The organism is Paenibacillus sp. 05T425 (assembly GCF_056396205.1).
The window spans coordinates 836,089-851,205 of sequence record NZ_JBFTLA010000001.1; the positions used below are offsets into that span (position 1 = coordinate 836,089).

At 47.7% G+C, this 15,117-nt stretch carries 12 protein-coding genes; all 12 read right to left on the reverse strand.

The genetic code is table 11. The features are described from left to right. Positions 1-4 precede the first annotated feature (4 nt). The 12 genes from AC1DF0_RS03465 to AC1DF0_RS03520 all read right to left on the reverse strand — a co-directional run bounded on the left by AC1DF0_RS03465 (position 5) and on the right by AC1DF0_RS03520 (position 15,057). Positions 5-298, reverse strand: a complete 294-nt coding sequence (locus tag AC1DF0_RS03465) for a lasso peptide biosynthesis PqqD family chaperone (protein ID WP_442052552.1) — start codon at positions 296-298, stop codon at positions 5-7. Next, positions 295-1,236, reverse strand: coding sequence for an aldolase (locus AC1DF0_RS03470; RefSeq protein ID WP_477573133.1), 942 nt, complete (start codon positions 1,234-1,236; stop codon positions 295-297). The genes AC1DF0_RS03465 and AC1DF0_RS03470 overlap by 4 nt, the downstream gene beginning before the upstream one ends. A gap of 75 nt (positions 1,237-1,311) precedes the next feature. Beyond that, complete coding sequence (locus AC1DF0_RS03475; RefSeq protein WP_442052551.1) at positions 1,312-2,478, reverse strand: nucleotidyltransferase domain-containing protein; 1,167 nt, start codon at positions 2,476-2,478, stop codon at positions 1,312-1,314. 24 nt (positions 2,479-2,502) lie between these two features. Further along, complete coding sequence (locus AC1DF0_RS03480; RefSeq protein ID WP_477573077.1) at positions 2,503-3,843, reverse strand: UDP-glucose dehydrogenase family protein; 1,341 nt, start codon at positions 3,841-3,843, stop codon at positions 2,503-2,505. A gap of 31 nt (positions 3,844-3,874) precedes the next feature. Further along, positions 3,875-5,245, reverse strand: a complete 1,371-nt coding sequence (locus tag AC1DF0_RS03485) for a sugar phosphate nucleotidyltransferase (protein ID WP_442052549.1) — start codon at positions 5,243-5,245, stop codon at positions 3,875-3,877. A 24-nt stretch (positions 5,246-5,269) separates the two neighbouring features. Continuing rightward, positions 5,270-6,253: a polysaccharide pyruvyl transferase family protein gene (locus AC1DF0_RS03490; RefSeq protein ID WP_477573078.1), complete on the reverse strand. Its 984-nt coding sequence runs from the start codon at positions 6,251-6,253 to the stop codon at positions 5,270-5,272. A gap of 30 nt (positions 6,254-6,283) precedes the next feature. Continuing rightward, positions 6,284-8,998 (reverse strand): chitobiase/beta-hexosaminidase C-terminal domain-containing protein, encoded by a 2,715-nt coding sequence (locus AC1DF0_RS03495; RefSeq protein WP_477573079.1) that lies wholly within the window; start codon positions 8,996-8,998, stop codon positions 6,284-6,286. 263 nt (positions 8,999-9,261) lie between these two features. Continuing rightward, positions 9,262-10,149, reverse strand: a complete 888-nt coding sequence (locus AC1DF0_RS03500) for a glycosyltransferase (RefSeq protein WP_477573080.1) — start codon at positions 10,147-10,149, stop codon at positions 9,262-9,264. Beyond that, entirely contained in the window at positions 10,146-11,192 is a 1,047-nt protein-coding gene (locus AC1DF0_RS03505) for a glycosyltransferase family 4 protein (RefSeq protein ID WP_477573081.1), read from the reverse strand. Before AC1DF0_RS03505 ends, AC1DF0_RS03500 begins: the two co-directional genes overlap by 4 nt. After that, positions 11,185-12,558 (reverse strand): lipopolysaccharide biosynthesis protein, encoded by a 1,374-nt coding sequence (locus tag AC1DF0_RS03510; protein ID WP_442052544.1) that lies wholly within the window; start codon positions 12,556-12,558, stop codon positions 11,185-11,187. Before AC1DF0_RS03510 ends, AC1DF0_RS03505 begins: the two co-directional genes overlap by 8 nt. After that, complete coding sequence (locus AC1DF0_RS03515) at positions 12,536-13,756, reverse strand: glycosyltransferase family 4 protein (protein ID WP_477573082.1); 1,221 nt, start codon at positions 13,754-13,756, stop codon at positions 12,536-12,538. The genes AC1DF0_RS03510 and AC1DF0_RS03515 overlap by 23 nt, the downstream gene beginning before the upstream one ends. Beyond that, positions 13,753-15,057: an O-antigen ligase family protein gene (locus tag AC1DF0_RS03520; RefSeq protein ID WP_477573083.1), complete on the reverse strand. Its 1,305-nt coding sequence runs from the start codon at positions 15,055-15,057 to the stop codon at positions 13,753-13,755. The genes AC1DF0_RS03515 and AC1DF0_RS03520 overlap by 4 nt, the downstream gene beginning before the upstream one ends. Positions 15,058-15,117 lie beyond the last annotated feature (60 nt).

Consider the following 15,117-nt stretch of genomic DNA (forward strand, 5'->3'; position numbering starts at 1 on the left):
TTCGTTATTCCTTTCTAACTTGTATGAGTCCTTCGGATTTAAGCTGCTGCAAGAAAGTACGAACTTGCTGTTCGCAATCTCCGGGCTCTATCTCATATTCGGTTACTAGCTGCTTAACCATATCTTTTATGGATACAGGGGATGCCATCAGCTCCCACACTCGGCCCCCGAGCTGGCCTAAGTTGTAGTATTTGCCGTTCTCGATGCTCAGCATGATCTTCTCCCCGTTCATTTCGCTTACCAGGTAACCATCCGACTGTACAACAATTTCGTTAGCGGTAATGATATCTACGCTCATGAAATAACAACCTCCCTTTTATTGGTCATACTTATAATTTGATCAACTAAGCCAAAGGCGGAGAAACCGTCTGCCGGGCGGCGGAGCTGGTACACAGGGAGCCCGGAACCCAGCCGGGCAATCGACTGAAATTGCCATTGCTGCAGGTTCAACAGATGGAGAAGGGAATTTCGATAGGTATGCACATTTAAGGCATGAAGCCCTTCTAATGTGTTATAGGCTTTAAGAGATGGTTCTGGATCGGAAGCTTTGATAAGCTCAATTACCCCGGCGAGAGGAAGAGGCTCTCTGCAAAATTGGGACCGTATAGGCACCGCGTATTTGTTAACCCTTTGGTAAATCGATGAATAGTTGTGAGAGAGCAATCCTAATTGTTCTATGCTTTCCTCCCAAAGCTTCTGCTGCGGATAGGATGGATAGACAGTAGCTGCTGCCGAATCATTGGACAAGGAGACCGCGATAACGTCATCCGTCATTAATGGATATCCTGCGCGTACAAACGCTGCGGCAAGAGTCGATTTGCCGGCACCCGATTCCCCGACAATGGCGTAAACCTTCCCGTCAATGACGACTGCACTCCCGTGCAGGGGGAGAATCCCTCTCTGCATGAGCAGTACGCCCATACAGGTTCCAAGCAGGAAAAGCCGAATCTTCGCCTCGTCCGCTCCCGGATACGGAGTTACCGTGATATGCGTACCGGATGTAATGCTGTAAATGGCTGTTTCGGGTACATGAAAGAGAAATCGACCGTTATCGAAGCGGTAGTTGGCCGTTGTAAATGGATCCTGGCAATCTTCCAGCGGTGGATTCAATTCAATTTTTACATCAAATTCCGAAATAATTCCATGTATTTCATATGCTTCAGGCAGAACAATTTCACTTCTCATGTTCAAACCAAATATTCGATATTCATTCAGAGTAAACACCCCGTTTAGCAAGTCGTATAAATCTTGTATTTATTTATACTATTCGTACTTAATATTCATTTTGTGTCTCTTTTTTCTAAATAAAAATTAATTATTTATGATATTTCTCCAAAACCATAGAAACGGCCGGAGCGGAACATATAGAAAATGAAATGGTTTATATAGCGGCAATAGAGACATATCTTCTACGTTAGGTTCCAGGTGATTCAGAAGATACTTCGCTTTCTGCCTGCCTGTAAGTAGGGATAGAGTGTACCTGAAATAATGCCAAACGACGCTTTTCTCCGGAACCGGATTTAATTTAACGATCTTTTTGATAAAAAACAAAGATGTTTTCGCTAGCCGAAGAGCCTTCTTATTATTCGTCACTTGATTCATAGATTGTGGAATCTTTGAATCAAGCAGATTAGAGGCTAATAGGAAAGCCTGCCCTGTGAAGGATTGCCCACCGTACTGTCTAAAATAATCATGCATTTTCCCGCTATCTATGTTAGGCATTAAACGATCGATATCCATTAACCAGCGCAATCGAAACCAGGCATGCCTGGCGCCGTGATCAGCAAGATAATAGAGCAGGTCTTCATTTCCTAAGCAATGAAATTCCCGATTCAATAAAAGAACTTTATTTCTGCGTCCCCACAGCCGATTGAATGAATGAGAATCACTGGAGTTAGGATTTAATCGCCAATGCATTTCAACTTGTACACCATTTTCTTTATGACGGAAGGAAAGATGATGCAACTTCTCTTTCCAATTATGATTTAATGAACGCTTATCCTCTAATTCATATCCAAGCCGTATCAAAACTTCCTCTGCTCTTTCCACATCTTCGACATCGAGCAGAATATCCAGATCCTTGGAGGTCCTATGCGACATATCACCGTAAAGCTGAATGGCCAAAGTAGGGCCCTTCAACAAAAGGGTGCGTATACTGTTGTCTGATAGTTTTCCGCAAATCATATTCATCTCTTTAGTCAGCTGCATCATCTTAAGGATATTGGAATTGTAATGATAGCGGAGCAGCTCCATAATTTCAGCAGGAATAAGAGATGAATGGATTTGACTTAGCTTCAAGTAAACGATCGGATAAACACGATGATGCAAGGTCAATTCCATGAATGAATCCCACTTCATATTTGAAGCGTATTCTCGTATCCTCTTCTCATCCAACTCTTGAACGTCGCGCAGAATGAATAACAGAAATGATAATTCATTCGAAATATCGCTTAAATCAATACTCGCTGCTTTTTTCATGAAAGAACCCCACTATCATTAGAATTACAATTGCATGACAGGAATTTGCTGTTTAACGCCTTTATTCAGGCTCGGGCGTCCGACGGAATAATAAACGAATGCGGTTCCGAGCAAATCTTCCTCATTAAACACATTGCGTCCGTCGATCAGAATGGCCTGATTCATGACGGATTGCAGCAGATTCAAATCCACTTCCGCGAACTCATCCCATTCCGTTAGCAAACAAAGCGCATCGGCGTCCTGAGCGGTTTCAAGTGCCTGATTGCACCATTTAACGCCTTCCTTGCCGTATACGGCCTTGAAGTTTCCCATAGCAATAGGATCGTAAGCTTTCACCTTCACGCCGTTCTCTACCAAATATTGAATGATTTCAAGGGCCGGTGAATCGCGGACGTCATCGGTATTCGGCTTAAAGGCTAATCCCCATATCGCGACCGTCTTACCTCGCAGCTGGCCATTAAAGATCGTCTCCAGCTTGCGGATCACATTAAACCGTTGATCTTGATTCACTTCCACAACCGACCGCAGCAGCTTGAACTCGTAATCGACGTTACCGGCAATTTGGATGAGAGCTCTCGTATCCTTCGGAAAACAGGAGCCTCCATAGCCGATTCCCGCTTTTAGGAACGACTGGCCGATCCGCTTATCGTAGCCCATCCCTTCCGCAACCTTCGTTACGTCTGCGCCTACCTTCTCGCAAATGTTCGCAATCTCGTTGATGAACGAAATTTTCGTAGCGAGAAAAGCATTGGACGCGTATTTAATCATTTCAGCGCTGCGGATATCCGTCACGATGATTTGCTCCGTCAGCGGCCGATGCAGCTGGACCATCGTATCGGCAGCACTTTGGTTATCTGCACCGATGACGATCCGGTCCGGATTCAGCGTATCCATGACGGCTGAACCTTCGCGCAGAAATTCCGGCAGTGAAATGCTGTCGAACGGCTCGGAGGTTTGGGTGCCGATCAGCTCGCGGATCCGTTCGTTCGTTCCAACCGGCACCGTGCTTTTTACAGCGATAATTTTGTAGCCGTTCATCGCTTCGGCGATATCAAGGGCGGCTTGATTGATATAGGCCATATTCGCCTCGCCGCTTGGCATCGGAGGCGTTCCGACAGCGAGAATAATAATGTCCGATTGACGCACTGCTTCGTTCAGATCAGTTGTGAAAGCGAGCTTTCCGGCGGAGCTGTTCTTGTCGGCCAATTCCTTCAGCCCCGGTTCATAGATGGGAATCTCGCCAGCCTGCAGCATCTCGATCTTCCCAAGATCCTTGTCGACGCAGATGACTTTATTCCCCAGTTCCGCATAGCAGACACCCGATACGAGCCCGACATAGCCGGTGCCAATGACCGTAATGTTCATTCTCTTCACTCCTTCTAATTAGATAGGTCACCTACACCGTGCATAATTGCATAATTTCATTCCAATCGAAGGCGAGCCGTACGATATCCTCTTCAATAAGCTCCGAACCGGTTTGCACCTCAATGATGTCCATTTCCGTCTCCGCCCGCAAACTATGCTTGCTCTGTTTCGATATAACGAGCACATCTCCGGCCTTTACCGGAAACCGCTTGTCGTTCAGTATCATCTCCCCGTTGCCGGAAACGACGGTCCATACCTCGTTTCTTAGCAGATGGTACTGGTAGCTTAAATTTTGGCCAGGCTCTATGCATATCCGTTTGGTCAGCACTTCATTCCCGTCGGGGTATTTCATGTAATCCAGCACTCTGTAACGGCCCCAACGCCTCTCCTCGTACATTGGACGCTGTTCAGAGTGTTTCATGACCTCTTTGATCATCGGGCTTGATGCCTTGTCCGAGATAAGAATGCCATCCGGACTCGCTGCGACGACGACGTTGGATAAATTAAGCAACGTAATCGGAATATCCAATTCGTTGATAATATGCGTATTGGATGAACCTTCGGTAATGATTCCTTTGCCGATCAGCGGGGTCGCAATTTCCTCGGTCAGCGTGTTCCATGTCCCAAGATCCTTCCACTCCCCATCGTAGGGAAGCGCGACGATAAGATTGGCTCTCTCCACCACCTCATAGTCGAAGCTGTTCTTCGGAAGCTTGTCGTACTGCTTCACCATCTCGTCGTATTGGATCGGAAGCCCGTGCGCAAGCAGGATATTAATGATGAAATCCAGCTTGAATGCGAACACGCCGCAGTTCCAGAGTGCTGCCTGCTCAATCATGGCCGCCGCCTCTTCTTCGCGGGGTTTCTCCCGGAAGCTCTGAACATTCATATATGGCGCGTCATGCGCAGTCCCGCTCTGCGGGACGATATACCCGTACTTTTCGGAAGGATAGGTTGGTTTTACCCCCATAAGGGCCAGATCCGCGCCCGACTCGTTCAACACCTGCTGCAGTTCTTTGGCCTTGTGGAAGAATGACTCCTCGACGTAAGGGTCGACCGGCATAACCACGACCGTTTCATTCAGGCTGACGCCTTCAACCGAATACAAATAGGTAGCCGCCAGCGCGATCGCAGGATACGTATCCCTTCTTTCCGGTTCGACGATCACTTCAATCTCGCTTCCCAGCTGGTTGTAGATCATTTCCACCTGAGGCTTGCTCGTTGCGATCAAAGCATGCTCGCGAAGCCCGGCACTGTCAATCTGACCCCAAACCCGCTGTACCATCGACTCAAACTGCCCTTCCGAATTTCTGAGCACCTTCAAGAACTGCTTGGACCTGGAATCGTTGGACAGCGGCCACAGGCGTTTGCCCGAGCCCCCCGAGAGTAGAACAATTTTCATGGTAACTCCTCCTATTTATAGTAGTTAACTGATTAGCGAAGCGTTCGAATTTGTTGTTTGCCCCTCATTCTTCACAATCAATTGGGCGGAACCTATGCCGCTTGTCCATGTATGATAATAGTTGGAGTTTTTGCCGTAAGAATTGTCCAGCAGCGTATTCGGCTTGTCCATCAGGCAGGACAAGATATGGCCGTGGAGCCTTGACGTCTGCACCGTCCGGTAACCGCTGAAGCGCTTGACTGCTTTATCCACCAGATAATCGGTGTACCTGCCCCAAATCGCCTGCATCGGCAGTGGTGTGCTGCCTCTCTTAATCATTTTGACAATGAGATTAATCGATTTCTGCTCCACCCTGTTGTACAGGGAGGCCCAATCCAATAAATCGCCGCGGCCCGCGGATTCGAGCTGCTCCTGCTCCGTCGTTTTCTCGATATCCGTGCGGAAGAAGCAGAGCAAATCTTTGTCAGGGCTGTCTTTATGTCGGATCGGCCATAATTGATGGGCCATGTCAGGCGATAAATAAACGTTGCATCTATGGAATTTCTCGGTTGCAGCGCTATGGGACAACGTGTCGCGGACATAGAGATGAATATCTTTATGTCCATTGAATATTTGCGCCGTCCGGTCGAATTCAGACTCTTTCTTATAAAATATCGTCTGCGGAAGCATCACGATCCGGTGGTGCGGATAGCTGGTAATAATTTTCTCGCGCAGCTTCTGATGCGCCGGATACAGGTCGCCGAAGTTCCCTCCTCCATGCAGCACGATAATATGATCTTTCGGAATGATGAGCGAATCGGGAAAATCAAGCACGCTGTAGCGTGCATGGACGCGAATATTATAGTCCTTGAAGAATGCCTCCGTGCCTTTCATAATGAGCAAGTCGCCGCCGTTGCTGTGAACAGGGATATCGATATAGTAAATGTTGGAGCCCGGCGGAATAACATCCGAAATTTGGCCCAGCTTTTTTTTCAGTACATCCATAGGGTGATTATTCTTGCTCTGCATGATAGCCCTCTCCTTTACCTTTTTTTTAACTCATTTACTGCTGAGATCGTAATAAAATTGGGACCGTTCCCCTAACATTACCTTGTAGATGTCGTAGTTGGTCGCCATGACCTCTTTCAAATATTCCTTGTAAGGACGGTCGGCGACATTCACGAGGCCCGAGTTATAGCGTTCTCCCCAAACGCCTTCCCAGTACCTGCCCAAAGCAGCTTGGTCCACATAATTGAACACATGAGCGCCCACAACGTTGTCTAGACCGGCCGCCGCCTCTACATAATTCCGGTAACGCGTTCCCCTCTGGGACTGATTCGTGGCCGAATTTTTCAGGAGCGGATCCAATCCTTGTTCCGTCGTACCGAAACCGAATTCGCTGATCAGAATCGGCTTGCCGCCTGATTTCGTGTACACTTCTTTCAAAAGACCGGGATCCAGGTTATAGCTGTAATAGTTGATACTGATGACATCCACGTATTTCCCTTCCACCTCTGCCATAACGCTCCGAAGCTTCTCATTCTGGAAAGGTGTCGTTAACCAACGGTCTCCGAGAAGAAGATGATTCGGATCATATTTGCGGTAGAGCCGCGATACCGTTCCGTAGAACGTATCCAGGTAATACCTGAAAAATTCGTCCGTATCGCGCCAGGCCGCCGATGTCTTGAGCGGCAGCTCCGCCTCCTTCAAATCTTCAAAGGATTTAAAGCTTGTCTGCCACTCGCTGTTGAATTTGTTTATGTCTTGATATTTATCCTTCAGCCTTTTAACCCAGTGTCCTTTGATCGCCGCTTTGCTTGCCTTCAGCTTCGGCACCCCAGAATAAAACTTGTGGAAATCGTATTCGTTGTCGATGAAATACCCGATTAGCATCGGATCGTCCTTGGTCGGCTTGACTGCGCTGGCAAACGCCTTATCGATCTTGGATTCCGCATCCGGCGCAAAAATATCGAATATCGAAATCCCGTCTATCTTGGCCCAGCTCATGCTGCTCAGAGGAAGCATCCGCACGTAAGGCAAGTTGTTCTCACTGCCGTATTTGTCGGGTGAAAAGCCTCCTACACTGTTAAATCCCCATTTTTTGATGCGCAAGACCGCTTCCGAATAGATCGCATGCTCGGTTGGAACTACCCCTGTTTTCCGGTATTTGTTCGCCAAGTAGAACGAAAAATTATCGGTCCCGTTATAAGCCGTTTTATATTCCTCTTGAATAGATGGAATCGACTCGAACAGCTCCTCCCGCCCCTTAACCATCGTAAAGGTTTCATTGGTTGTAAGTGCGTTCACGCCTAAGCTGAAGAAGAGATTGCCTTCCGGCGTTGTCATCACTTTGCGGCTTCCCATCTGCTGAATGGAAAAGAAGCCCTTGTTCTGCAAGCCGTATTTTGCCGCACTGCCTGCCAGACCACCGAAACGGTCCCGGCCTGAAGGAGGCGTTAAACCGGCGTAATAGGAGGCGTCGGCCTCGGCATCCGCTTCCAGTTGCTGATCGGTTATCACCTTCTCGGGAAACGTAGCCGATATCATTTGACCGAATCGGTCCACTTGAATATGATTGCTAGCGTTGAACGTATACTTACGGATTGGACTTGGATCCATGCCATCCTTGACCGCATAGGTTTCCAGCACGTTATAACCGGTGAGCTCGAGCGGTTCGGAATAGAGCTGGAAAGTGAGCCCTTTATTCAAACGATAATAAATCTTTGCCCCGCTCGAAGCCGTGGTCAGTACAGTATGCAGCGATTCGGTGCTTCTAGTTGACTGGACCTTCACGGAAGCGGTGCTTCGATTGAAAGTAACATTCGAAACTTGGGGCGACCATGCCGCCGTCGATCCGTACAGCTCGATCTTCAAATACCTCGTGCCCGCCGGCAGCGACGAAGCCTCGTAAGCGTACTTCTGCCAATTGGATACGGGATAGCCTACCACATAGGCCTCAGCAGAAATTTCCGTATAATCCTTTCCATTCGCCGAGCTATAGATCCGAAGTTTCTCCATGGCATGTCCAGTGAAAAAGTAGCTGTCAACCATAAAGGAAGAAATATCGAAATCCGTATGATAAGTGATGCTCCCAGGCTTCACCGTGGTACGTGCTATCCGATGCAAATCATTGCCGAAGTAATAAGGCGTATCTTTCGCAATATAAATACTCGATTTACTGTAAACCTGCTTGAAATTGTCGAGCGGATCAAGCATTCCGACTGCCGTATCCAACGAACTTTCAGGGATATAATGGTAATCAGAAACCCTGCTAGCCGCTTTTTTGCCCGAAGCCGACTTTTTCACGGCGGTAATCTTTAATTGGAGTTCGTTCACTACTATAATCGGTGAAGCATAAAGCTTGCGCGTAAGAGACGTTCTAGGGTCGCTGCCGTCCGTGGTGTAATAGACGGTGTCGCCGGCAGCTGCCCTTTCCAACATGACCATAGTGCCGTAAGGGACGGATCCCGAAGGCAGGTTGGCCGTTACGCCTAATGGACCATTCAGCACCGCTTTCCCGATTACCGGCGATTTAGCGATATCGCTGCCGGTGAATTCGATTTTCAAATATTTGGCGTCCTTGCGAAAGTTTCGCAATTCATACACGACCAAATTTACGTTATCCCCGTCATTGTAAATTTGCGGCGTCACTTTTTCATACTCACTGCCATCGTGGGAGACATAAAAATTCGGCTGATCGTACGGCCCGTTGTCATCGCGATAGTACGTGTATAAAGAAAAAGATTCTAGAGGACCGTTTGACCGGTAGGTCATGTATTCCTTAGACCTGAAACTTCGGATCACCCGGGTAGGATCATCGGCCCCGTCATATTGTTGCAGAGAAAGAGTCTCGGAACGTTTGTAAACGTGACTCCAATCCGCAAGATCATCAACTACGATTTCAGGAGAAGTAGCAAAACCATGTATGGGTATAAGGGTTATAAGTAAGGTGAAAACCAATAACAAATTAAGCAGAGTACGGTTACTTTTCTTGATGTTTGCTCCCCACTTCACCACTTCTCTCCTTTCTCTCTTAGTTAGTTATAAGTTCGCAATACACCGCTGATTAAACCATTATTGTAAATAATTTTGCTAATATTCCGAAAAATCCGATGCTTATCGAAGAAAAAAATAACCGCCAACAGCATAAATACCGGTACCTTCAGGACGGATTTGACGAAAATGCCCGTTTTCCGCTCCGAGCTGACCGCACGGCTTACTCCTTGCCAATAAATCCTCCGCAGCAGCCATTTCCGGCTAACTCTGCTGCGCGGAATTTTGTGCCGCACCCACGCATGAGGCGTATAATAGACGGTATATTTGCTGCGGATTCGATCAATGAGCTCAGCCTCCTCGCTTGAAAGCAGGTTGCTTCCCACTCTGCCCAGATCCTCTCGAAAGGGCTTAAGCGAATGGAACACGGACTTACGGAAAGCTACATTGGCTCCGAATGGGATGGCCGGCTTTTGCATTTCTACAATTTCTTGAGAATAATCCAAAATCGTATAGAGCGTCCGGTTTTCCGGCAAAAGCCAGGTTGGCTCCGCCACTTCCCATGCCGGTTCAATCCTGCCTCCAACGCAGCCGATCCGGGGATCGGTCTCAAATAAGGAGACTATGCCGCTGATCCATTCCTTGGAAGCCACAGCATCATCGTCTAAGAAGAGGACATACTCACCCTTCGATTCGCGAATCGCACGATTCCGGGCAACGGAGAGCCCCAGCCGTTCTTCATAAACATAAATAATCGGAATGTTTGTCATCTGATTGACTTCTTGAACAACCTGTTTGGTGTTGTCGGTGGATCGGTTGTCGACCACAATCACCTCAAAAGCATCCGTAAAATTTTGCTGTAAGAGACTTAGAAGCGCTTCTCTCACATCCTCAGCCCTGTTATGGGTGCATATCGCTATTGTCGCTTTCATGCTTTCACCTCGTACCGTTTCGTTCCGGTATACACTTTTATCATTTTTCCGGCTATCCCCTGCCAGTCCAGTTCTGCCAGTTTTTTCGAGATGTGCTTCCGGGCATCGTTCATATTCATATGGACTGCCATCGCCAGCGCCTTGCGTAACCCATCCGGGTCAGCAGGATCGTATAAGATTCCGCATCCGTCGGAAACATACTCGCTGAGTGAACCGAGCTTAGGCGCAACGACCGGCTTATAATGAGAGAGAGCGAGAATCGCGCTGCCGGAAGTCGTAATCTGGTTATAAGGCAGCACCATCACATCGCCAGCCCGTAAGTAGTCGACAAGTTCGTGATCATCCACGAAATGAGGATAAACCTTGATTCTGCCGTTATTAATCGGATCGATATAATCCAATTTGTAACCGGCATCCACTTTTCCCGCTATGAGCAGTCCGGCCGACTCCAGATTCAGCGATACAAAAGCTTCGACCAGCTTTTCGACTCCTTTATAAGAGTTGATTCTGCCGATAAATAAGAATAGGAACTGTTCCGGCGGAATGTTGAATCGCTTACGGATATCCGTCCCATTGCCGACATAGGCATCCACGTAATGGCCATGCGGCGTGACGATCAATTTCTCGGCTCTTACCCCGAAAGTTTCGATAACTTCTTGTTTTACCGTCTCACTCATGACGAATCCTTTGTTGCAGACGGATAAAATAAACTTCCGCATCATATAATCCCATTTACTTTTCCCCGTCGAATGCGGCCAAATATTGTGAACGGTCCAAAATAACCGTACACCCCGTACTTTCAAAAACAAAAGAAGTCCGGCAAACAACATTGACTTCATGACCGTAAGCGGGAAAGCGGACGACTGATACGAGTAACTGGGCCAATGCATATGGACAATGTCTCCCTTTGCAGGTTTAAGGGTGTTCTTCGTATCGTAATGCTCCACCCGCAATCCCTTATCCACGATGGACTTCGTCAGCAATTCGGAGTATTTGTTATATTCACTAACTTTGGGCCACATATAAACGGTTGGGTTACTCATCCATTCCACCTGCTCTTCCAGCTCTTTTAATTATCTTTTTTTCTCTCAGACGATCGATCAGAAAGCGGAAATCGTCCTTGTCAAAAAGCATACCGGCAAACCGCACCTTGAAAGCGACCCGCATCGCCGCTATCGTGACCAGCATTCTTACCATCGCTCCGATTAATAAAGATAAAGCTATTCCGTTCAGACCATACAAAGGGGTAAATACGAAGAATAGTCCGACCGTAATCGCGAGCGCTATAACTTGCCGGATTAGCACAAGACCGGGACGACCCAATGCGTTGAACGAAGCAGCCAGAATCCATGAGCCGCCGCCGAGAATGCATTCGAACGATAGAATATAGAAAGCGGTGCTGGCCTCCAGAAATTCCTTGCCGAATAACATACCCATCAGGAATCTGCCGATGAATATACTCGGTACGACCACAATCGTCATCAGGATAAGCGACAACCGGAAAGCCCGGCCGACCGTTGAAATAATCTTGTCCTTATCCAGCCCCGTCAACTTCGGAAAGATGACATTCGATATGGCCGTCTGAACCGTATTGAAGACTCGGGATAGCGCATAAACGACGCTATATAGACCGAAATCCCGCGGCGTGAGCAGCGATAATATAATGATTTTGTCAAACTGCGAATACAAGGTTCCCAGCAGCTCGACGCCAAATACTCTGCTTCCGTAACCGAACAACGACTTGGCCGCCACCCGGTCAACCATACGTTTGAACCAATCGATCTTCAGCTCGCCCCTCAATTGGAGCAAGGACCAAATGACGACGAGCAGCGTGGTGACCAAGTAGACGAACGAGGCAGCGTGGATATTCAGCACTCCGACCATAAAGAGGACGATGATACCCGCTAAATTAAATAGCGGAACAAACAACCGCACTCCGTTATAGACTTTGAAGTTGTCCGTGCTCTGCGCAAGTGCCGCAATCAGATTGACCGCAAGCAGCAGCGGCAGCGTCAGCACGGTGTACCATCTGGCGGTCTGAATGACGTCAGCCGAATAGTTGCCCAGCCAAACCGGCAGATAGATCCATGCAGCCACGCCCACAATGATGCTGACAGGGAGCTGGAAAAGAAATCCTGCCCTGATGTATTCCGCCCCTTTGCCGGTATGCCGCTTCATGTTGTAAATAAGGGACGTGGGAAGTCCGAATCCGACAATGCCTACGAGGAAGGTCGACCAGAACAGAATCGCCGATAATTCCCCTTTGCCTGCGACGCCGAACATTCTCGCTGTCACGATGGAGGTCAGCGTGGTTATGACCATCACCATAAAATTAGTTGCGCTGGTACGCAAAATCGTTTGAACCAGACCATTTCCATTTAATAGTTTACGGATTGCCAATTGTGCCATAGACTACCTTCCCGGTTACTTGATGCATGACGGATTGATATAATTCCGTATGCCGTTCAAGCAGTGATTGTTTGGTAAACCTGCGGCTATGATCCAGACATTGTCTTTGAATCGTTCTTTTTTGTTCAGCCGAGAGTGAATAATATTCCAATAACTTGTCTTGAATCGCTCCCGAACTGCCTGGCGCAAACAGATATTGCTTGCGATTCAGGACAACGTCAGGAATTCCGCCTACAGCTGAGGCGTATACGGGTGTGCCGACTTGATAGGATTCGATGATGACCCGCCCGAACGGCTCTTCCCAAATCGAAGGAACAACGGTAGCATCTACTTGGGCCATAAGTTCCCGCGCCTCATTCGGCTTCACTTTACCGGTGAACACGATGCGTCCGTCATTCCTGCATGCTTCCGAAAGCTCATCTTTTAGCTTTCCTTCTCCGCATACATATAGCCGCTCAATTACCTCTTCCGGTAAAGAGCGAACGGCATCGATGATTTCACGGACACCCTTCTCCGGTTCGATTCTGCCGAAATAGCCGATGCGCAGCGGTTTTCGCTCAAAATCCTTCTCTCCCGCAACGATGTCGCCATCCACAACGTTCGGAATGACCAGGTGTTCGGCATTCGGAAACAAACCCGCTTCCGTATGACGGTTTAAAATATGTGATGATATGCCAACGACCGCGGAAACCCGTTTGCTGAATCCTAGCGAAGTCAGCTTGTATAACCGCGACAACAGAGGATTGGATATCGGCGAGCTGACCGGCGAGATGAGCGAGTAATCTCTTAATGTATGAACGATCGGTACACCCGCTTTGAAGAAAGCGGTCCATATCCCGGCCCCGAAACCGGATAAATTCTGCGTATGGACCAAATCAGGATTTATTTCCTTCAATAGCTTCGCCACAGTCCCGATCTGCATCGGATTGTAAATATCGATAAGTCTGCGAGCCACCTTATTCAGCTTGCCGCGGTGTTCCGTATCGCCAATCCAATACATATTGTTGTAAGGCAGACGATGAACCGTAACTCCGTTAATCAACTCTGACGTTATACCGGCGTTTCTCTTTTGCCCGCCTGTCGTAATCACATGCACATCAGCAACGGATTCAAGCGTTTCGGCTAAAATTTGAGTCGATATTTCCGCACCGCCAATTATATGCGGGCTGTACAAACTATTTACAATAACGATTTTCATGCCTTTCGTCTCCATTCGCTATAGATAGGTCTAACGGGCAGTATGTTACCTTTAACCCGAACGGGCACTTGTACTGGCATACCGGTACGTATCGTTTCCGTTTCGAACCCTCCCCCGCGGATGAACCCGAACAACAACCAGAAATCCAGAAAAGCATATGAATCAAAATTCATGACGAGTGAGATGCATAACGCAAAAGCGAATTTCGAATACGAATTTGCCCCGCAGCTGCGAAAAATCGAAACCAGAAATCCTCCAAAAAGGATAACCCCGATGAGGCCTTCCTCAGCGAACACCTTCGACACCATATTTCTCGACGTAGCGTCATAGGGATTAATAAATACCAGATCGTGTACCTCGCTGAATTTCAATCCGCTACTGAAATACTGCTGTAGGAGGGAGGCAAATTCCGTATAATAAAAGCCGCCGCCTACTCCAAAAATCGGATATCTGGCAAATTCTAAAAAACCGATGGCCGGAAACACCAGCCTGACAAAAAATGAATTATCATTATTTATTAATTGATTGAAATTGAACTGAAACCGATCCGTAAAATAGCCGCTTATCTTGAACGTTTCGATCAGAAAAGGCACGCCTACAACAACGATTAAGGCGCAGACCGCCAGAACGACCAGCATCCGGCCTCTGTTCTTGTTCGTGACCAGTACATAAATGACCAGCGCGGTAAGCAGCACGGTGTAAGCGTAAGCCGAGAAAGAAAGCACCATAAGCAGCATAGTTGCGAAAAGCAGAAGCAGTTGCTTACGAAACCCCTGCTTATACAGGTAGAACATTATTAACCCGCCGCTCAGCATATGAATTGCCGCCCAAGAAGGCTCGCCCGACAGCATTTGAATTCTCCGGAGATACACTTTCTCCGCGAACAGTCCCGTAAAGGCTCCGGAAAATCCGCTGCGGACGAAAAAGGAGTCGAATAGCTGAACAAAACCGGCAAACAGCGGAGGAATGAAGGCTATCGCAATACTTTTTGCGATGCGCTTTATAATCTCCGGATCTTCTTTCGCTTGCTCAGTGACATAGACCGATACCCGAAACATAGATAGGCCGAACACAAGTGTAATAATATGCGACGCGCTGCTGCCGATATCACCGTTGATTAGTGCAACGATTAAGGAATGCCCGATGCTGTACATCACGAAGAGGAGAAAGAAAATATCTCCTTTCTTGAACCTGAAGTCAGTAAACAGGAGCAAGACGGATGCAAGAAACATCGGAAACATAGATATCGGCCGATAGACCGAGAAAGGGATATACGGCAAGCTGTCGTACGTCAATAGCATTAGGGATAACATAAATAGCGCAATTACAAGATTTCGAATAACCAACACCTGCTCTTTGCG